This is a genomic window from Pusillimonas minor (assembly GCF_014237865.1).
In the GTDB taxonomy this organism is placed as follows: Bacteria; Pseudomonadota; Gammaproteobacteria; order Burkholderiales; family Burkholderiaceae_B; genus Neopusillimonas; species Neopusillimonas minor.
Window position 1 is genome coordinate 300,120 of sequence record NZ_JACJUU010000003.1, and the last position, 19,897, is coordinate 320,016.

Annotated in this window: 20 protein-coding genes and 1 pseudogene; 9 read left to right on the plus strand and 12 right to left on the minus strand. The window is 58.6% G+C overall.

Features of this window, described 5'->3' with window-relative positions; genetic code table 11:
- Positions 1–178 precede the first annotated feature (178 nt).
- From GTU67_RS06360 to GTU67_RS15325, 6 genes and pseudogenes are all read left to right on the plus strand, one after another.
- The gene (locus GTU67_RS06360; RefSeq protein WP_185779251.1) at positions 179–760 is read left to right on the plus strand and encodes a curli production assembly/transport protein CsgE; all 582 of its coding nucleotides are present in this window, start codon (positions 179–181) and stop codon (positions 758–760) included.
- A gap of 14 nt (positions 761–774) precedes the next feature.
- Entirely contained in the window at positions 775–1,227 is a 453-nt protein-coding gene (locus GTU67_RS06365; RefSeq protein ID WP_185779252.1) for a curli assembly protein CsgF, read from the plus strand.
- Complete coding sequence (locus GTU67_RS06370) at positions 1,224–2,201, plus strand: CsgG/HfaB family protein (RefSeq protein WP_185779253.1); 978 nt, start codon at positions 1,224–1,226, stop codon at positions 2,199–2,201. The genes GTU67_RS06365 and GTU67_RS06370 overlap by 4 nt, the downstream gene beginning before the upstream one ends.
- Before the next feature lie 116 nt (positions 2,202–2,317).
- Positions 2,318–3,076 carry a hypothetical protein gene (locus GTU67_RS06375; protein WP_185779254.1) on the plus strand — a complete coding sequence of 253 codons (759 nt, stop codon included), beginning with the start codon at positions 2,318–2,320 and terminating at the stop codon, positions 3,074–3,076.
- 114 nt (positions 3,077–3,190) lie between these two features.
- Positions 3,191–3,508 (plus strand): curli-like amyloid fiber formation chaperone CsgH, encoded by a 318-nt coding sequence (gene csgH / locus GTU67_RS06380; RefSeq protein ID WP_249417612.1) that lies wholly within the window; start codon positions 3,191–3,193, stop codon positions 3,506–3,508.
- Between the two features lie 292 nt (positions 3,509–3,800).
- Positions 3,801–4,019, plus strand: a pseudogene (locus tag GTU67_RS15325) (response regulator transcription factor); the annotation flags it as partial.
- A 36-nt stretch (positions 4,020–4,055) separates the two neighbouring features.
- Here the strand turns inward: GTU67_RS15325 and GTU67_RS06390 are convergent.
- Positions 4,056–5,837, minus strand: a complete 1,782-nt coding sequence (locus GTU67_RS06390; protein ID WP_185779257.1) for an ABCB family ABC transporter ATP-binding protein/permease — start codon at positions 5,835–5,837, stop codon at positions 4,056–4,058.
- 169 nt (positions 5,838–6,006) lie between these two features.
- Between GTU67_RS06390 and GTU67_RS06395 the strand changes: the two genes are divergently transcribed.
- On the plus strand, positions 6,007–7,644 hold the full coding sequence (locus GTU67_RS06395) for an anti-sigma factor domain-containing protein (RefSeq protein WP_185779258.1): 1,638 nt from the start codon (positions 6,007–6,009) through the stop codon (positions 7,642–7,644).
- Here the strand turns inward: GTU67_RS06395 and GTU67_RS06400 are convergent.
- From GTU67_RS06400 to GTU67_RS06445, 10 genes are all read right to left on the minus strand, one after another.
- A complete protein-coding gene (locus tag GTU67_RS06400; protein WP_185779259.1) occupies positions 7,586–8,386 on the minus strand; it encodes a ferritin-like domain-containing protein in 801 nt (266 codons plus the stop codon). The genes GTU67_RS06395 and GTU67_RS06400 overlap by 59 nt on opposite strands.
- Positions 8,386–8,778: a MerR family transcriptional regulator gene (locus GTU67_RS06405; protein ID WP_185779260.1), complete on the minus strand. Its 393-nt coding sequence runs from the start codon at positions 8,776–8,778 to the stop codon at positions 8,386–8,388. The genes GTU67_RS06400 and GTU67_RS06405 overlap by 1 nt, the downstream gene beginning before the upstream one ends.
- Before the next feature lie 79 nt (positions 8,779–8,857).
- Positions 8,858–9,187, minus strand: a complete 330-nt coding sequence (locus GTU67_RS06410) for an integration host factor subunit alpha (RefSeq protein ID WP_093971453.1) — start codon at positions 9,185–9,187, stop codon at positions 8,858–8,860.
- Positions 9,188–9,201: 14 nt separating this feature from the next.
- Positions 9,202–11,622: a phenylalanine--tRNA ligase subunit beta gene (gene pheT, locus GTU67_RS06415; protein ID WP_185779261.1), complete on the minus strand. Its 2,421-nt coding sequence runs from the start codon at positions 11,620–11,622 to the stop codon at positions 9,202–9,204.
- Positions 11,623–11,648: 26 nt separating this feature from the next.
- Positions 11,649–12,671: a phenylalanine--tRNA ligase subunit alpha gene (gene pheS, locus GTU67_RS06420; RefSeq protein ID WP_185779262.1), complete on the minus strand. Its 1,023-nt coding sequence runs from the start codon at positions 12,669–12,671 to the stop codon at positions 11,649–11,651.
- Between the two features lie 74 nt (positions 12,672–12,745).
- Positions 12,746–13,105 (minus strand): 50S ribosomal protein L20, encoded by a 360-nt coding sequence (gene rplT / locus GTU67_RS06425; protein WP_093971450.1) that lies wholly within the window; start codon positions 13,103–13,105, stop codon positions 12,746–12,748.
- 17 nt (positions 13,106–13,122) lie between these two features.
- Complete coding sequence (gene rpmI / locus GTU67_RS06430) at positions 13,123–13,320, minus strand: 50S ribosomal protein L35 (protein WP_093971449.1); 198 nt, start codon at positions 13,318–13,320, stop codon at positions 13,123–13,125.
- 244 nt (positions 13,321–13,564) lie between these two features.
- Positions 13,565–15,082: a YifB family Mg chelatase-like AAA ATPase gene (locus GTU67_RS06435; RefSeq protein ID WP_185779263.1), complete on the minus strand. Its 1,518-nt coding sequence runs from the start codon at positions 15,080–15,082 to the stop codon at positions 13,565–13,567.
- A gap of 118 nt (positions 15,083–15,200) precedes the next feature.
- Positions 15,201–15,443 (minus strand): accessory factor UbiK family protein, encoded by a 243-nt coding sequence (locus GTU67_RS06440; protein WP_185779264.1) that lies wholly within the window; start codon positions 15,441–15,443, stop codon positions 15,201–15,203.
- Between the two features lie 97 nt (positions 15,444–15,540).
- Positions 15,541–15,942 (minus strand): hypothetical protein, encoded by a 402-nt coding sequence (locus tag GTU67_RS06445; RefSeq protein WP_185779265.1) that lies wholly within the window; start codon positions 15,940–15,942, stop codon positions 15,541–15,543.
- Between the two features lie 583 nt (positions 15,943–16,525).
- On the opposite strand from GTU67_RS06445, the gene glnK reads away from it, so the two are divergent.
- Together glnK and GTU67_RS06455 are read left to right on the plus strand one after the other, a co-directional pair.
- Positions 16,526–16,864 carry a P-II family nitrogen regulator gene (glnK, locus tag GTU67_RS06450; protein WP_093971445.1) on the plus strand — a complete coding sequence of 113 codons (339 nt, stop codon included), beginning with the start codon at positions 16,526–16,528 and terminating at the stop codon, positions 16,862–16,864.
- Between the two features lie 11 nt (positions 16,865–16,875).
- A complete protein-coding gene (locus tag GTU67_RS06455) occupies positions 16,876–18,102 on the plus strand; it encodes an ammonium transporter (protein ID WP_185779266.1) in 1,227 nt (408 codons plus the stop codon).
- Between the two features lie 23 nt (positions 18,103–18,125).
- On the opposite strand, the gene ptsP is transcribed toward GTU67_RS06455, so the two are convergent.
- The gene (ptsP, locus tag GTU67_RS06460) at positions 18,126–19,880 is read right to left on the minus strand and encodes a phosphoenolpyruvate--protein phosphotransferase (RefSeq protein ID WP_185779267.1); all 1,755 of its coding nucleotides are present in this window, start codon (positions 19,878–19,880) and stop codon (positions 18,126–18,128) included.
- Positions 19,881–19,897 lie beyond the last annotated feature (17 nt).

Consider the following 19,897-nt stretch of genomic DNA (forward strand, 5'->3'; position numbering starts at 1 on the left):
CGGCGCAGGCCGGCTTGCCAATGTATTGCGTTTTGCCGCCCTACTGCTTTTTCGCTGCTCTTGGCGGCTTGCAGCAGTAGCGATCGGGGCGTGCCATTTGTGCCGCCGGCGCAAAGGCAGGCGTCGCCGACCACCCTGGCCTGGCCCACAAACCACTACCTGGCGCTGGCCTACCACGATGTCGAAGACGAAAACCCCGACCAGAGTGCTGACCGTCGTCGTATGCGCCCTGTATGCAACCGTTACCCAGGTTACGGCTGCAGCGCCCCTGAAAACCACCGAGAGCGTAACCAAGCCTGTAGGTACGACATCAAAGATTGAAAAGCCCGCACGCAACGGTGCTCCGAATGGTGCAACAAACGGCAACGACACGACAAATGGAAAGCTGAACGGCAGCCTGGATGCAGAGCGCGAAAGCCGCAAGCGTCTGGAAGACCCGCTGACCGGAATCGTCATCAACCGCACCATCACCGTGCTGGGCAAAGATTTCTACAACTATTTCGTCACGGCCTGGCGCCATCTGGACGGCGACAACAAATACACCATCACCATATTCGAGCGCCCGTCGGCCCGTTGGGGTAGCGAAATCTGGATCGAGTTCCGTCGTACCCGAATGTTTCACACTTTTTTATCGCCGGCTCGTCAGGCCGCGCGCGAAGCCAGCGAACAGGCTGCTGACCTTGTTTACCAGAACATCATGGAAAACGAAGTGCGGCGTGCGTTGTTCAAAAGCCCTGATCTGGGCGAAGAAGAACTGTAATCAAGGAGACCATCATGTCCAGCAAGCCAGGAATTCAGCGCGTCGCTATTGCGGCCCTGATCGCCGCAATAGGAATGTCGCCGCCACTGAAAGCCAGTGAATTGATCTATTACCCCATCAACCCGTCTTTTGGCGGCAACCCGCTGAACGGGTCATGGATGCTGAACTCGGCCTTGGCCACCAACAAGCACAAAGACCCCGACCTGGATGACAGCAGCGGCATAGAAAGCACGCAGCAAACGCCCTTGCAGGCCTTTCAGGAAAGCCTTGAGCGGGCGGTGCTGTCGCGCCTGACCTCGGCTGCAACGTCGAACCTGTTTGACCCGGTCACCGGCAAGCTAGTGCCGGGCACGGTCGAAACCGGCAACTTCACGATCACGATTGCTGACAGCGGTGGCGGCATTCTGTCGATCACCACACTGGACAAAGCCACCGGCGCAGTGACAACTTTCGAGGTCAGCCAATGAACACCGCCCTGACATGCGTGGCGCCTGCAGCCACAAAACCGTATAGCAGCCGTCTGGCCAAACTGGGGCCTGTGCTGGCTGTGTGTGCCGCACTGGCCGCCTGCGCCCCGTTGCAAAAGCCGGCCGAGGTCGCCAATCAGGCGCAATTGACGCCGGCGACGCCATCGACGCACGACCTGCTCAAGCTGCCGCCGCCCAAAGGCAAAATCGTGGTCGCTGTGTACGGCTTTCGCGACCAGACCGGTCAGTACAAGCCGGCGCCCGACAGTTCGTTTTCAACCTCGGTCACACAAGGCGCCGCGTCGATGCTGATCAAAGCTCTGAAAGATTCGGGCTGGTTTACGCCGGTTGAACGCGAAAGCCTGCAAGAGCTGCTGACCGAACGCCGTATTGTGCGGGCGCTGGACGGCTCGCAAGACAAGAACACACCGCAAATCTATATTCCGCCGCTGGTGCCGGCATCCATCCTGATCGATGGCGGGATCATTTCTTACGAAAGCAATGTCCGGACGGGCGGCCTCGGGGCGCGCTTCCTGGGGGTTGGCGCTTCGACCCTGTACCGCGTCGACCAGGTCACCATCGGTCTGCGCAGTGTCGACATCCGTACCGGGCAAATTCTGCAAACGGTATCCACGACCAAAACCATTTTCTCGTACGAAATCAGGCCCAGTGTCTTCAAGTTTGTGAACTTCAAAGACCTGCTTGAAATTGAAGGCGGGATCACGCGTAACGAACCTGCCCAGCTGGCCGTGAAAGAAGCCATAGAGGCGGCAGTGATTTACCTCACGGTTCGGGGGCTGAAAGACGGTCAGTGGGCGCTGCGCAATGAGGCCGACTGGAACCAACCGGTTATTCAGAGCTACATGCAGGAAGAAACCAATTATGCAGCTGTGGCGGCCGACATGGGCCCGGGGGGCGTCGGCATGGGCGCTGACGCCGGCACGATCGTAGACACCGATACGCCTAGCCCGTAGCGCGCACTAACTACTTATTTCGATACGAATAAACAGAAGGGACGGGTACCGGGTTTTGAAGGCCGCCTGGTGCACGAGAGAAGCAGTGTTGGCCTTCATCAACGAGGAGAAGCAAAATGAGTATCAAACTTACTGCAGTCGCATTGGGCGTCACACTGGCTTTCGGCGCCGCATCTGGCGCTTTGGCCGCAAACAACGCCACCATTTACCAGAACGGCTGGGGCAACGATTCGTCGATTGAGCAATACGACAACACCAATGCCAACGCCACGGTGAACACCTACGGCAACATGAACGACAACGTCGTGGTGCAGCAGGATACGACGGCCGCAACTGCGACCATCAACACCAACTGGGGCAACAACAATGACAACTACATCAGCCAACGTGACGTCACCGGCTCGAGTGCCAGCATTTATCAGGCTGCCAGCTTCAGCGATGTCGTCATTGAACAAGGTGGCACCACGTCGACAGTTGGCGGCGGATGCAACTGGTTCGGCTGCTGGCCCGGTTATCCGGTTACGGTGGATGGCAGCAACCAGGTGGCTGCGGTCAACCAGTTAAGCGGTTGGGGGCATGACGCCTACATTGGCCAAACCGGCCATAACGTAACAGGCACCATTAACCAAAGCGGCCACAAAAATGAAGCTGTCATCCTTCAGCGCGGCACAGGCGGCGACCCCGACAGTGCCATCATTACGCAATCCGGCAGCCACAACAAGGCCTCCGTTGACCAGTACGGGAAAGGCCTGAACGCCACCGTACTGCAGCAAGGCAGCTACAACGTGGCTACAGTCACTCAGCGTAATTCCGGCCAAAACGCTTCTGTGACACAAGTAGGCAACTTCAACAAAGCCAACGTCGTACAACACTAAACGACGGTTACGCGGCAGGCACGCCCGGCTTGCCTGCCGCAAACCGGCCATAAACAACCCAAAAGGCATTGCCGATGCGTTCTGGCATGACAGGGTGAGGAGACAACTGTGAACATGGACGCCGACATTCAAGTATGGCTGGAAGCAGCGCAACGCACGCAGCCCCAAATTATCGTGCCGTATATCAAGAGCCCGGTGGAAACGACACTGAAATATGTTGTCGAAGCCCGCCGTAGCGCTGCGCAAGGTAGCAGCCGGCTGCGTCAGGGCGGGACCATTCACCTGACGGCAGATCAGGCCACCGCCCTGGGCACCCTGGCACTGACACGCAGCGCCCAAGATACTTGCGAGGTCACCATGACGTTGCGCACTGCCGACAACACCGAACGAAAATTTCAGCTGCCCTGCCCTGGCTTTGTACCAGAAACATGAAAAAAACTATTTAAATCAGAAAATTGAAAGAAATATTTAAACTGAATTTTAATTGACCCTGTCGGCAACCGTTATTACTATTGCAACACGTTGCATACCCTGGGTGTCATAGACAAGCTGCCGACGTCATTCGAAGGATGTAAAAATGGCAAACATCATGATCATCGAGCCCCATGCGCTTCTGCGACTTGGCCTGGTACAACTTTTGGCCGATCTGGGCCCCGACGTTACCCTGCAAAGCCAAGACTACCCGGTTATTTCGGCACCGCCGCAAACCCAGTGGGCCACCGATCTGGTCTTGCTGGCCCGCGGCTACCCCATGAAAACCGTTGGGCGCTGTCTGAATATTTCGGTGGCCACGGCCAAAGCACACACCGAAACGCTGTACCAGCGGCTGGATGTACACAACCGCAATGCGGCGGTGTATGCCGCAGTGTCGCGCGGCGCAAAACTGGGCTGGGCCTGCATGGGCGGCGATGCCGACCCTGGCGCAGCCAACTGCAACCGCTGAATCCGGGCGGGGTCAGCCACCCGACCCCAACCTGTACTACCCGGGGCTTTCAGCTTGCTGCAGTGCCCACATTTGCGCATAACGCCCATTTTGGGCCAGCAACTGCCGGTGTGTCCCCTGCTCAATAACCTGGCCGTGGTCCATGACCAATATTTCGTCGGCATCGGCAACAGTCGACAGCCGATGGGCAATAATCAGCGTCGTGCGATCACGCGAAATCTCGCGCAGTTCATCCTGGATGGCCTTTTCGGTATGCGTATCCAACGCACTGGTGGCTTCATCCAGAATAAGAATGGGCGGATTCTTCAATAACGTGCGAGCAATAGCCACCCGCTGCTTTTCACCGCCCGACAATTTCAGACCGCGCTCCCCTACCTGGGTGTCGTAGCCGTCGGGCAAGCGCGAAACAAAATCGTGTATGCGTGCTGCCTTGGCCGCCTGAACAATTTGCTCCTGGGTAGCGTTGGGGTTGCCGTAGGCAATGTTGTAGCCAATGCTGTCATTGAAAAGCACAGTGTCTTGCGGCACGATACCAATATGCTGGCGCAGGCTGTCTTGGGTTAGCTGGCGGATATCGGTGCCATTGACCTTAATAGCGCCGCCGGTCACGTCGTAAAACCTGAACAGCAATCGCGACAGCGTTGACTTGCCCGCGCCCGAGGCCCCCACAACGGCCAGAGTTTTGCCGGCCGGGATCGTGAACGACACCCCAAACAAAATTTGCCGGTTGGGCTCGTACGAAAAATCCACGCTCTCGAAACGGATTTCGGCCTGGCGCGTATTCAAGGGTATCGCATCAGGCGCATCGGCCACTTCGCGGTCTTTTGCCATCAGGCCAAACATGCGCTCCATGTCGGCCAGGGCATGTTTGATTTCACGGTAGACAAACCCCAGAAAGTTAAGCGGCGCATAAAGCTGCGTTAGGTAGGCCGACACCAGAACCACGTCGCCTACGGTCATGGTTTGTGCCACCACGCCCTTGGCCGACAACCACAGTAACAAGGTAATGCCCACCGTGATAATGACGCCCTGCCCCATGTTCAGGAAATTGAGCGACACCTGATTTTTTACGGCCGAATCAACCCACTTGCCCAGATTGCTGTCGTAGCGATTAAGCTCGTAGCGCTCGTTGCCAAAGTACTTAACAGTTTCATAGTTGATGAGCGCATCGATAGCCTTACTGTTGGCCTTGCTGTCCAGATCGTTCATGCTGCGCCGATACACCATACGCTTCTCGGTGACCACCAGCGTAAAGATGATGTAGGCTGCGATGGTGCCCAGGGTAATGACGGCAAACCAGAAGTCATAACGCCAGAACAAAATGATCGCCACCATGCCGATCTCAAGCAAGGTCGGCAAAATATTGAAGACCGTGAAATTGAGTAAGAAACCAATGCCTTTGGTGCCACGCTCGATATCTCGACTCAGCCCGCCTGTTTGGCGCTGCAAATGAAACCGCATCGACAAGGTAAACAGATGCTGATAAAGCCGGGTCGCAATGGTGCGGATCGAGCCTTGGGTCACCCGCGCAAACAGTGCATCGCGCAATTCGCCAAACACGCTGGTGGCCAACCGGGCAAACCCATATCCCAGCAATGCCGCCACCGGCAGCACCATAAGCGTTTGCGGCACGCTGAGCTGATCAACCAGATCTTTCAGGTAGAGCGGCAACGTGACGCTGGCCACCTTGGCCGCCACCAGGCAACCCATGGCCAGCAACACCCGCCATTTAAACTGCCATACATAGGGCAGCAGCGACTTGAGGGTCTGGATGTCGTTACGGTCGGCAGGCGCCGGGCCTCGGGCAGAAAATCTCATGGCAGGGGATACGGCGTATAAAAACGCCTGATAGACGGGGCCCCATTTTACGCCGGGGCGAAAGTCCTTGCCTGTTTGTGCAGAACACGCACGGCAGCGCCGTTTTTAGGCCAAGCGCGCATACAATTATCAACTGCACATTCTTGAACCCGAAACAGGCAGAGGTCTCATGGCGGTCAGCCACTTCAATTACAACCACACGCTGATACAGTGCGGGCAAGGTAATGCCCAGGCTCTGGCTTCGTTGTACCAGCACGAAGCCGCCGTCATGCTGGCGCTTGCCGAACAGGTGCTTGAAGATCACGGCAAAGCACAACAAGCCCTTCACGATGTTTGCGTCATGGTCTGGAAACATGCCGACCAGTTCGACGCGTCGGCAGGCAGCGCGCGTGCCTGGATATACAGCATCTTGCGTTACCGCCTGATGCGTGAGCTAAGGCACAACCCAGTACCGCTCAACACGGCACGCATCAATCAGTTGCATACCTGGCTCGACGACAATACCCGACTGATGCACGAAGACTTGCACGACGGGCTTGAACGCGTCGAACCCCTGGCCGCAGATGCCTTGGGCCTGGCCTACTACAAGGGGCTGCACACAGCCCAAATCACACGCGTGCTCGAGCAGCCCGAGCACGACATAAGACAGCTCCTGAACCAGGCCTTGCAGCATCTGGACAAAAAGGCAGCCGACAACAGCCCCCTGCCCCAGGCCCAGCGCCTTGCCATTGCCCAATACACTTTGGGTACCTTGCAAGACCACGAAGAGCAAAGCACCCGCGAACTGATCAGTAAAAACGACGACGCCGTGCACCAGGCCTTGCATTGGGAAACTGTCATGCTGGCGCTGGCCGATCGGCTCACGCCGGTCGTGCCCGACCCCGTCATTTATGGGCGTGTTCAAAAAACGCTTGGCCTGCCCCGTATCGACCCCGACATACAACCTTTGGCTCGCCCCGAAACACCGGCACCGGCAGCCTCCGCAGCCACTGCATCTGCCGCCAGTACACCAGGCGCATCGGCCGCTAAAACAGGCGCCTTTGCCACGACGGCCTCGCCCAAAGGCACAAGCCACACCATCACGTCAGCAAACACAGCGCCCGCGTCCAGCCGGGGCAATGCCCCAGCGCAAACACCAAACTTGTCTTCTGACGCCAATACCTTGGATGCGCCGGCAAATGCTTCGGCAGCGTCATCTGCCGCAGCGTCTAACGCGGTAGCCGGTACGCTTAAAACGACCGGACCAGGTGCAGGCATTCAGCGAAGCGCACGCAATAAGCCTCGTAGCAAACCCGCTATTTTGCTTGCAACCTTACTGATTGGCGCGGCGCTGGGTTACGTTTCGGCCAGCACCGGCATCTTCATGACGGCATCCACACCCGAACCCACTGTACCTGCTGCCCCACCCCAACCCGAAACGCTGTTCATCGCCATACTCCAACCCCCCGGCAGCACCTCGACCCCTGGCTGGGTGGTCACCCGCCAGCCCGGCAATACCCTGCAGCTCGAATCCCTTATCAATAGCGACACTGAAACAGGTAAAGGCCTGGCGCTCTGGACACGCAACCCGACGCAAGCCGAAGCGACGTTTTTAGGATGGTTGAATGACGGCGCCAAAAATAACGTTACCCTGCCGGCAAACACAATGCTGACCAACAATCAATTGTTTGAAATTACGCTGGAAGACACCAGCCGAAGCAGCAACGCCCAGCCCGACGGTACCGTTTTGTTTATTGGTCAGGCGGTTATTACGACGTTGCCGGGGCCTGATCTTGCGCCTGAAGCGCCTCAAGCTCAGCCTGGGTGAACCCGGCAGCGCGACGTGCGTCCAGATTAAATGGCCCTTTAAGCCGGGGCGCACGGTACTGTTTAGCCAAAACAGCGTAGTGCGCCACCGGGTCTAACCCGCGCTGCTCGCACAAATAGCGGTACCACTGGTTGCCAATGGCCACGTGGGTAATTTCGTCGCGCAAAATAATGTCGATTATGCCGGCCCCGGTAGCGTCACCGGCGGCCTGCAATTTGGCGCGTACGGGCGGCGACGCGTCCAGCCCTCGCGCCTCTAAGGTGCGAGGCACCAGAGCCAGACGCCCAAGCACATCGGCCGACGTTCGTTCGGCCATATCCCACAACCCGTCATGGGCCGGAAAGTCGCCATAGGCGTACCCCTTCGACTGCAAGTGGGCACTCAACAACCCAAAGTGGTAGGCCTCTTCGCGCGCGACCCTTAGCCAATCTACATAGAAGGCAACCGGCATCCCGGCAAATCGCCAGATGATATCTAGCGCCAGATTGATAGCGTTGAATTCGATATGGGCCAGGGCATGAATAAGCGCTGCCAAGCCTTGCGGGCTGTGCGGTGAACGCTGTTTAACCTTGAATGGCCCAACCAGCTCGGGCTTGGCCGGCCGCCCGGGAATAGCAGCCGTTGCCGCTAGTTGAGCCTGGGTATCGATACCCTGGGCAAGCGCCGCCTGAAGGGTTTGTACTGCAGCAACTTTTTGCGTTGGGTCTTCTAGACAAAGTGCGTGCAGCGCCTGCAAACGCATTACAGGCGGTTGCCGTCGAGCGCCTCGGCAAGGGCGTCGCGGATATCGGAAAGCTCGGAACGCAGCGCCTGAAACTCGGCGCCCGTCAGCCGGACGGCCGCATCTTGGTCGTGAGGTACGTCGCGGGCGTCACCCAAACGATTGCGCGCACCGCTAATGGTGAAACCCTGCTCGTAGAGCAAATCGCGAATGCGACGAATGAGCAAAACTTCGTGGTGCTGGTAATAGCGACGGTTACCGCGTCGCTTGACCGGCTTGAGCTGTGTGAACTCTTGCTCCCAGTAACGCAAAACATGGGGTTTGACGCAACACAGGTCGCTGACCTCACCAATGGTGAAGTAACGCTTGGCGGGGATCGGCGGCAAAATGACGGACGGTTCGTTCGTAGTCATGGGCGAGGGTCTGACCTATTGGGAAAGGTAAACTCAATTCAGGCGTTCGATAATAACAAACGCAGGACAGAACTCAAATTCAATTGGACGAGACGTCGGCCGGCACCGGTACGGCCTGCTCGACGGCGCTTTTAAGCTTCTGGCTGGCGTGAAACGTCACCACGCGCCGGGCCTCGATGGGAATAACCTCGCCGGTTTTCGGGTTGCGCCCCGGGCGCGGCGGCTTGTCGCGCACCTGGAAATTACCAAAGCCCGACAATTTGACCTCGACGCCGCGCGCCAGCGCATCGCGGATTTCCTCAAAAAAAGTATCGACTAGATCTTTGGCTTCGCGCTTGTTCAACCCTACGCGGTCGAACAGAAGTTCGGCAAGTTCTGCTTTGGTCAGCGTACGTGTTTCCTGGACCATATGGGTACCCCTAATTAAGCGCGTTGACGAACGCCGTGAACCTTGACCAATGCGTCGAGCAACGTGGCCATACATGCCTCGACCTGTGCGTCGTCGAGTGTGACATCGGCATCTTGCAACCAGAAACGCAAAGCCAGGCTGGTTTCGGGCGACTGCCCGGCCTGTACTGCGTTTTTATCACGCCAGACGTCAAACAGGCGAATGTCTTTGACAATAGCCAGCTTTGGATCGGCCGAAATGGCTTGGCGCAAGGTATGCAGCAAGTCACCGTAAGCCACGCCGGCTCCAATCCAAACGGCCAGATCGCGAATGACGAAAGGCTGACGCGACAGCTCGGCCGGCGCGGGCATGGGACTTACTGAAATGGCCTCGACATCGACCTCAAAGACTACGGGCGCATGAGCCAGTTCGAGCTGTTGAACCCAGCGAGGATGCACCTCACCCAACCAGCCTATGGGCTTGCCGTCGAGTACCAACCGGGCTGCCCGACCAGGGTGAAGCGCGGGGTGTTCGGCTGCCTCGCAAACCAGCGTCGCGGCGCGAGTGCCAAGCAAAGCTTCAAGATCGCTTTTTACGTCGTAGAAATCGACCTGCCGAACCGGCACGCCCCATTGCTCGGGAAACGCGGGCCCCCAGGCTGCGGCGGCAAGGCGCTGCGGCTGGTTGACCCCTTTTACCGTCAGGTCGCCGTCGGCTACAGCGGCGTCGCGCGCGAAGACCCGGCCCAGCTCGAACACGCGGACGCGCGACTGCTTGCGATTGGCGTTATGACGGATGTTGGCCAACAAGCCCCCGATAAGACTGGAGCGCATCACGGCCAACTGACTGGCAATCGGATTCAACAATCGAATAGGATCGGTATTACCCGCGTAGTTGTGTTCCCACGCCTCTTCAACAAATGAAAAGTTGATGACTTCCTGGTAGTCGCGGGCGGCAACACGTTCACGCAGCAAATGCGGGCCGTGGCGCGCCTCGGGGGCGGCCGTCATGACGGCGGGCGCCATCGGGGCGACATCTGGAATTTGCTCGAAACCGTAAACACGGGCCACCTCTTCGATCAGGTCTTCTTCGATGGACAGATCGAAACGGTAGGACGGCGGCGACACACGGAATACATTACCGCTGACTTCGAAAGGCAGGTTCAGACGCGAGAAAATATCTTCGACTTGCGACTGGGACACGTCGATGCCCAGCACGCGCCGGCAGCGATCGAGACGCAACTCGACGGGGTTGCGCGAAGGCAGGTTCAGAACCTGATCGTCGAGCGGGCCAACCTCACCACCGCAGATATCGACGATCATGCGTGTCATAACCTCGAGATCTTCAGGAATATTGGCAAAGTCGACGCCGCGCTCAAAACGATGGCTGGCTTCGGAACTAAACTTGAACCGGCGGGCGCGGCCCATGATGGCCTCGGGCCACCAGAAAGCGCCTTCCAGATAGATGTCGGTGGTGTCGAGCGTTACGGCACTGGCATCACCGCCCATAATGCCGGCCAGGCTTTCAAGCTGGTCACCACTGGCAATAACACCCACGTCGGGTTGCAGGGTAACGGTTTGCTCGTTCAGCAACTTGAGGGTTTCGCCCTCGCGTGCCCAACGCACGGTCAGCCCCTGGCTGATGGTGTTAAGGTCGAACACGTGGGTTGGTCGCCCCAGTTCGAGCATGATGTAGTTGGAAATGTCGACCAGTGCCGAAATGGCGCGCTGGCCGGCACGCTCGAGGCGCGATTTGATCCAGGCCGGCGTTTGGGCGCGCGCATTAACGCCGCGAATGACACGACCGGCAAAACGGCCGCACAAGTCGGTGGCCTGAACATCGACCGGCAGGCGGTCGGCCAGCGTGACAGGCACGGGCGCCACTTGCGGGCGACGCAACGGAGCGCCGGTAAGTGCCGCCACTTCGCGCGCCACGCCCAGAATAGACAGGCAGTCGGCACGGTTAGGCGTCAGCTTAAGCGTGAACAATGTGTCGTCGAGGTCGAGCAAGTCGCGCAGCGACTGACCCGGCTGCGCATCAGCCGCCAGTTCGAGCAGGCCCGCGTGATCTTGCGACAGGCCCAGTTCGCGTGCCGAGCACAACATGCCGAACGACTCGACCCCGCGCATCTTGGCCTTGCCGATTTTCATGCCGCCAGGCAAGACAGCGCCGATACGTGCCAGCGGCACTTTAAGGCCGGCGGCTGCGTTGGGCGCACCACACACAATTTGCAGCGGCGTACCCGAGCCGTCGTCGACCTGGCACACGCGCAGTTTGTCGGCGTTGGGGTGAGGCGCGATTTCGGTGATGTGAGCAACCACAATACCGCTGAAGGGCGGCGCCACCGGCTGGGTCTCTTCGACCTCAAGGCCGGCCATGGTCAATTGATGCGACAGCGCGTCGGTCGTCAGGTCAGGGTCGGTGAACGAACGCAGCCAAGATTCTGGGAATAGCATGATAAAAAACCTGATCCGTATTCGGGTTAGCGATTGAACTGACGCAGGAAGCGCAGGTCACCTTCGTAGAACTGACGCAAGTCGTTGACGCCATAGCGCAGCATGGTCAGACGCTCGAGACCGGAACCAAAAGCAAAACCGATGTATTGCTCGGGGTCGAGGCCGAAGTTGCGAATGACCTGCGGGTGGACTTGCCCGGAGCCGGAGATTTCGAGCCAGCGCCCCTGATTGGGCCCCGACGTGAACATCATGTCGATTTCGGCTGAAGGTTCGGTAAAGGGGAAAAACGAGGGGCGGAAACGCACGCAGAGATCGTCGGTTTCGAAAAAGGCGCGCAAGAAGTTGGTGTACACCCCCTTCAGGTCGGCAAACGAGATGTTTTCGGCAACCCACAAGCCTTCGACCTGATGGAACATGGGCGAATGGGTAGCGTCGCTGTCGACACGGTACGTGCGACCGGGCGCGATCACTTTAATAGGCGGCTTGTTCATGCGGGCGTAACGCACCTGCATGGGGCTGGTATGCGTGCGCAACAAAAACGGCAAGCCCTGCTCGTCGTTCATGTCGACATAAAAAGTGTCTTGCATTGAACGGGCCGGGTGATTTTCCGGGTTGTTCAATGCGGTGAAGTTGGTCCAGTCGTTTTCGATTTCGGGGCCGTCGGCCACCTCGAAACCAATTGAACGGAAAATGGCCTCGACCCGCTGCCAGGTTTGAATGACGGGGTGTATGCCACCCACAGCGGCGCCACGGCCGGGTAAAGAGACATCGATGGTTTCTGCGGCCAGACGCTTGTCGAGCTCGGCCTGGGCCAGTTCGGCACGCCGGGCGACAAGCAGGCTCTCGACCTGTTGCTTGAGTTGATTGATACGCGCCCCTTCGGCACGTTTCTGCTCGGGCTCGAGCTGGGCCAGGCTTTTCATCATGGCCGTCAGCGCGCCCTGCTTGCCTAAAAAGCGGGCTTTGGCGTTTTCGAGCGCGGTCACATCAGCGGATTGCGCAAATGCTTCTTGGGCCTGAACAATCAGGTCATCAACCGGGGAAGTCATGGATATCGCTTTTCCAAATACAAACGGAGCCCAGAACGAGCCCCGTTTTTGTCACAACACAGTCGGTATACCGATCAGGAAGCCAATGCAGCTTGAGCCTGAGCGACGACAGCGGCAAAACCTGCCTTGTCGTTAACAGCCATGTCGGCCAATACCTTGCGATCGAGTTCGATCGATGCCTTTTTCGTACCGGCGATGAAGACGCTGTATGTAACGCCCAATTCGCGGCAAGCGGCATTGATACGAGTGATCCAGAGCGCACGGAAAGTACGCTTTTTGTTGCGACGGTCGCGGTAGGCGTATTGGCCTGCACGCATGACCGCCTGTTTGGCTATCCGGAATACATTACCGCGGCGACCGCGATAACCTTTGGCAGCTTTAAGGACTTTTTTATGACGGGCGCGGGCGGTAACGCCGCGTTTTACGCGTGGCATATTAGATCTCCGTTAAATCAAGCGTAAGGCATCATGCTGCGTACAGACGCAACATCAGACTTGTGAACCGCTGCAGAACCGCGCAACTGGCGCTTGCTCTTGGTGGTTTTTTTGGTAAGGATGTGACGCTTGAACGCCTGACCCCGCTTGATCGACCCGCTACCGCGGACCTGGAAACGCTTGGCTGCGCCCCGTTTGGTTTTCATTTTTGGCATGATATAAAACCTGTGATTAACGCCAGCAGGTGGCTACCTTTAACTAAGGCAACACTTTACAACCTGCAAAACGCAAAAAATAAGCTTGCCTGGCTAACAGGGGCCAGGCCAAGCTGCTTTTGCGGTTAAACCGCAAACTTTGGGCGCATATTGCACAAACCCAAAATTGGCTGCTTACCCCGCAAACTTTTTAGCGGGCAAACCGCGAAAAGCCCTTGATTATATGATGATTTGATAAAGAAGTCTACCAACCTGGCCGGTATTGTGCAGCCTCGGCAATATGGTCGCGCCCGACCTCGGGGCACGCAGCCAGGTCGGCCAGTGTACGCGCCACCCGCAACACACGGTGCACCACCCTGCCCGACCAGCATTGCTGGTGCGCGACCTGATCAAGCAGGCCCAGCGCATCGGGGCTGGCCCGGGCCGCCTTGGGCAATTGCGACGGCAGCAGCGCCGCGTTGGTACAACCTTGCCGGGCCAACTGCCGCTCGCGGCATGCCACCACCCTTGCCCTGACCACCGCCGACGGTTCGCCGGCCGGCAAATCGGACCACCCCTTGCCGATGGCGCCCAGCATGACCTGCAAGTCTATACGATCGAGCAAAGGCCCGGACAACCGGGCACGATACCGATCGATGCGCTCGGGCGTACATTGGCAAGGCTTTCGACCATGCCCCAGCCAGCCACAAGGGCACGGGTTCATGGCCGCCACCAGCTGAAAGCGCGCCGGAAACACAACCGACTGCGCCGCCCGCGCGATACTGACCGAGCCGGTCTCCAGGGGCTCGCGCAAAGACTCAAGCACACGCCGATCGAACTCCGGGAGCTCGTCGAGAAACAAAACGCCATGATGGGCCAGGCTGATTTCGCCGGGCCGCGGAATAACACCACCGCCAACCAGCGCCGCCACCGAACTGGAATGATGCGGCGCCCGAAAAGGCGGTGTCAGACAAACGCCCGCGGGCTGGCCTCCCAACCCGGCCAACGCGACAACCTCGAGCGCATTCGCCGTAGACAAATCGGGCAGCAAGGTGGGCAACCTTTGCGCCAGCATGCTTTTGCCGGTGCCCGGCGGGCCAGACATTAAAAGACTATGGGCACCAGCAGCAGCCACTTCAAGCACGCGCCGTGCCACCGCCTGGCCCCTGACCTCGGACAAACAAACTTGTGCGGATGCCAACGCTGCCGCTGCGTGTGCCTGCACAACGGGCATGGGCACTTCGCCGGACAAGTGCGCCACAACGTCTTGCAGCGTGTTTGCCGACAACACGGTAAGCCCTGGCACCGCTGCAGCGGCTGCGGCAGAATGACGTGGCAACACCAACTGAAAAGACGGTGCATCTTGCGCTACACCCAAAGCGATGGCCAACGCGGCATCTATCGCCACCACGGCCCCAGTCAGGGAGAGTTCGCCGGCAAAGACCAACGACGACACGTCGACAGCCGCCGCTTTGCCCCGCGCACCGGCCACAGCTATTTGACCGGAGGCCAGCAAAACGCCAAGCGCAATGGGTAAATCGAAGCGACCGGACGACTTGGGTAAATCGGCTGGCGCCAGGTTAACTGTCACGCGCCCGGCCGGAAATTCGTAGCCGCTGCTGACAATGGCAGAGCGGACGCGATCGCGGCTTTCGCGCACGCCGGCGCCGGGCAGACCAACCAGATTAAAAGCGGGCAACCCCGGGCCAACATGCACTTCGACCCTTACCGGCACCGCCTGCAGGCCGCGCAAGGCCCGGGTGGCCACGACTGCCAGCGACATAGCAGGCCTCTTTAGGATGAATGAACAGACCCAAAGGTTACCGCCGTCTTATATGAAAAAGGCAGCAAACCGGACAGTTCAAGCCACCCCGGAAAGCCCTGATCGTGTCAACGACAGATCAGGCGTCCTGCCGCGCTTCCAGCACTTTGACGCGGGCCTCGAGCGCCGCCAGGCGGGCTAATGCTTTTTCAAGCACAGCGGCCTGCACATCAAACTCTTCCCGCGTGACCAGGTCGAGACGCGAAAACGTCTGGGTCATCATCGCCTTGACGTTACGTTCGATATCGGCGGCCGGGCTGTTCTTGATCAGGTCGGACACGTTCTTCTGCATATCCTCAAACCAATCGGTACGGTTTTTCATAAAAACTCCTGATTATCGATAAACAATACCAGTGTAATTAAAAACATAAAAAACGGGCGCCGAAGCGCCCGAAATTGCTGAAGAACCAACTGTCAACTTAGTTAGTAGCAGGCGTAGGCTCTGTCGGCGTGGTGGCCGGCTCGGTGGCGGGCGCCTGTTGGCCATTGCCAATCGCGTTCTGGATGGCCTTGTCGGCGTCGGCAGCGCCCTGCTTGATGGCGTCGCCCACTTTGGCGGCGGCCTCAGCGGCCTCGTCACGCACCTCTGCAGCCTTCTCGACAATAGCGTCTTGTGTTGATTGTGTGCTGCCGGTGGTGGATTCGGGTGTGGGCGCAACCGGTGTGGGTTCGGTCACGGGCGCAGCAGATGTCGGCGCGGGCTGCTCAACGGCAGGCGCGACCGCCGGTGCGGGCGCATCCTCTTCTTTCGAGCAAGCGGCAAGCACGCCCATAGAGGCGACGAGAGCGACGATAGCGAGTTGTTTGCGTTGAGTTTTCATGCGTTTCCTTGGAAGGGTTATTGGAGACAGTTACAATTCTAGCGAGACAGCTAAAACTGTCGACCCACCTAGTGTAAGCCCTAATTACAAAAATAATAAAAATAGCTTTCACAAAACAAAAAATATGCCGGAATCTCAAGGGCTTCCGGGCGACAAGCCCCTTAACGTGATGTACATCACGACACATCTCACCCCGCCCGCACGTGGTTTGTTACATATTCAACGGGCTCTGGCAGGGTCATGCTGCCCGATATTCCTTTTGCGGATGCCCATGGCCCATCAGCCCACGCCCACCTGGGAAGCCCCCCTGCCCCAGCCCGTATTAAAACGGTGCGACACGGCGCACCGCGATAACGCCTACGCCGCGACAGCCCTTCAATAACGCACACCTCTGGTGCACACCGGTGTCGACGCACCAGTTTTGGGCAAGGCATCACGCGAATCGCCTCAATACCCATCGCTTTTACCCATGTGTCTTCGTGGCTTTATGACTTTTTATGCCAGCCAACGCAACCAGACTGGCAAAAGTTGGCACGCTAATTGCTTTGTATCGGTCGATCGCCCTCTACATAGGAAGCACATCATGAAATTGATCACCGCAATCATCAAGCCCTTCAAACTGGATGAAGTCCGCGAAGCGCTGGCCGAAGTTGGCATTCAGGGTATGACCGTGACCGAAGTCAAAGGCTTTGGTCGACAAAAAGGCCATACCGAGCTCTACCGGGGCGCCGAGTACACCGTGGACTTTCTACCCAAATTGCGCATTGAACTGGCCGTTTCCGACGCGCAGGTTGAAACCGCAATTGAAAGCCTGTGCGCCGCTGCACACACCGGAAAAATCGGTGACGGCAAGATATTTGTCATGCCGCTTGAACAAGTCATCCGTATTCGCACCGGCGAAGACGGCGAAGCCGCTATCTAGGAGCAAACGACATGAATGCAGCTGATTTCGTCTGGGTAAGCGTCTCTACCCTGCTTGTTTTAATGATGGTCGTCCCGGGCCTGGCCCTGTTTTACGGCGGCCTGGTGCGGTCTAAAAACGTCTTGTCGGTACTCATCCAGGTACTGGCCACCTTCTCGCTTGCGATCGTCGTCTGGTTTGTTTACGGTTACTCGCTGGCCTTTACCGAAGGCAATGCCTTCTTCGGGGGCTTTTCACGGGTGTTTTTCAATGGCATCGCCGACTTGTCCAGCGGCCAATACGCGCTGTCGGGCACACTCCCCGAAATCAGCTTTGCCGCCTTCCAGGCGACCTTCGCCGGTATTACCTGCGCGCTGATTGTCGGCGGTCTGGCCGAGCGCGTACGCTTTTCGGCAGTTCTGCTGTTCACGCTTATCTGGGTCACATTTGCCTATGTTCCCATTGCACACATGGTCTGGTCGCCGGGTGGCTGGCTGTTCGAAAAAGGCGCCCTTGATTTTGCCGGTGGCACAGTGGTGCACATCAATGCCGGCGTAGCCGGCCTGGTGGGTGCCTACTACCTGGGCCCACGTCTGGGCTACGGTCGCGAAGCCATGCCTCCGCACAACCTGCCCATGACCATGATCGGCGGCGCCTTGCTGTGGGTAGGCTGGTTTGGCTTTAACGCGGGCTCCGCCCTGGGCGCCAACGAAACCGCTGCGCTGGCTTTCTTCAACACGCTGGTAGCCACTGCAGGCGCAGTTCTGGCCTGGCTGTTCGTCGAATGGGCGGTTAAAGGCAAGCCATCGTTGCTAGGCGCCGTATCGGGCGCTGTCGCCGGCCTGGTCGGTATCACGCCCGCCGCTGGCTTGGTTGGCCCGCTGGGTGCGCTGGTCATTGGCGTGGTTACCGGTGCCGCATGCGTGTGGGGTGTCAATGGCCTGAAGCGTATGTTACGGGCCGATGACTCGCTGGATGTGTTTGGTATTCATGCGCTGGGCGGGATTGTCGGTGCCGTACTGACCGGCATCCTGAATGCCAAGGCGCTGGGTGGCCCCGGCCTTGAAACCGCTGCCGACATCTTGCCCCAGCTGTGGGTACAGATTGAAGGTATTTTGATTACCTTCGTGTGGACAGGGGTGGTTGCGGTTGTAGCGTACTTCATTGCCGACAAAGTATGCGGGCTGCGTGTCAGTGCCGACGCCGAACGCGAAGGCCTGGACATCAGCACCCACGGTGAATCGGCTTATTCACGATAACTGAAACGGCCGGCGGGGTGTAATTACCCCGCCAGCACCGATAAATCGATGCGCTCGGCCCGGTTTAAGGCCGATGCGACCTTGACCCGAAGTGCGTTGGTATGAGACTGACGCACTTCTTTTTTTATGTCGAGCAATTGCTGAGGGTGCATGGAGAATTCTTTAAGCCCCAACCCCAGCAGCATGCGGGTGACGCGGCTGTCACCGGCCATTTCACCGCATACGGCCACCGACTTGCCGGCCCGGTCGGCCGCGTTGATGGTGTGCGAAATCAGTCTTAACACGGCCGGATGCATCGGGTCGTACAAGTCGGCCACCGCATTGTCTGCACGGTCGATCGCCAACGTGTACTGAATCAGGTCGTTGGTACCAATCGACAAAAAGTCGAGCTGTTCGATGAAGGGCTCGATAGCAATGGCAATCGCCGGAATTTCGACCATGGCGCCAATTTCGACAGTGTTGCTGTAGGCCTCACCCCGGGCGTCGAGCTCGCGACGCGCCGTATCGAGCGCCCGCTTGACCGCATGCACCTCGTGCATGTGGGAAATCATGGGTACCAGAATACGTACCCGGCCGTGCGCCGATGCCCTTAGCAAGGCGCGCAACTGCGTGTGGAACAAGTCGGGGTTGGCCAGACAATACCGTATAGCCCGCAAGCCCAGCGCCGGATTCGTGGCCACGGTCGTTTCGCCGTCGAGGGTTTTGTCAGACCCGATATCGAGGGTACGAATTGTGACGGGCTTGCCCTGCATGGCCTTGACCACCGCTGCGTAGGCCGCGTATTGCTCTTCTTCGTCGGGTAAGGTGCTGCGGCCCATGAACAAGAACTCACTGCGGAACAAACCAATGCCGTCGGCGCCGGCAGCCACAGCCGCGAGGGCCTCTTCCGGTAATTCGATATTGGCTTCGAGCAAAATACGAACACCGTCAAGCGTGACGGCCTCGGCGTCGCGCAACAAGCCCAGCTCGGCACGGTCGTCGGCATAGGCCGCCTGGCGGCGACGATATTCTTCAAGGACAAAATCGGGCGGGTTGATGAGCACGCTGCCGCTCATCCCGTCGACGATAAGCAAATCGCCGTCGCGCACCAGCGAACGCACATTGCCCATACCCACCACGGCGGGCACATTCATGCTTCGAGCCACAATGGCCGTGTGCGACGTAGGGCCGCCCAGGTCTGTGAGAAACGCACCGAAGCGCGCACCGCGCAAGCGCAGCATGTCGGCGGGCGAGATATCGCGCGCCACCACAATTAATTCTTCAGACAAGCCCTCGTCGAAGCTGGGCAAGACCACCGGCCGGCCCGACAGCACGCGCAACACGCGCTCGATGACCTGACGGATATCGGCCCCGCGCTCGCGCAGGTACTCGTCTTCCATGGCCGCAAATTGCTCGGCTAAAGACTGCCCTTGTGTCGTCAGCGCCCACTCGGCGTTGTAATGCCGCTCGGCGATAAGCTCGCAGGCATGGTCAGACAACATTGGGTCGTCGAGCAGCATGCAATGCACGGTCAGCAAGGGGCCCATTTCGCGAGGCGCGTCTTCGGGCAGATGGTCGACCATGTACTGAAGCTCGTCGCGCGCCTGCACCACGGCCTCTTTCAGGCGGGTACATTCTGAGGCGACGTCTTCGGGTTGAATACGATAGTGGACGACTTCGAGGGCCGCCGCGCCCATGACCACGGCGCGGCCAATGGCGTAACCCTTGACCACCCCCTGCCCCCGCAGAGACAGCATGGCACTATAGTGGTGTGGAACCGATGAAGCGGACTGGGTCATACGTACCCGGGAAATGA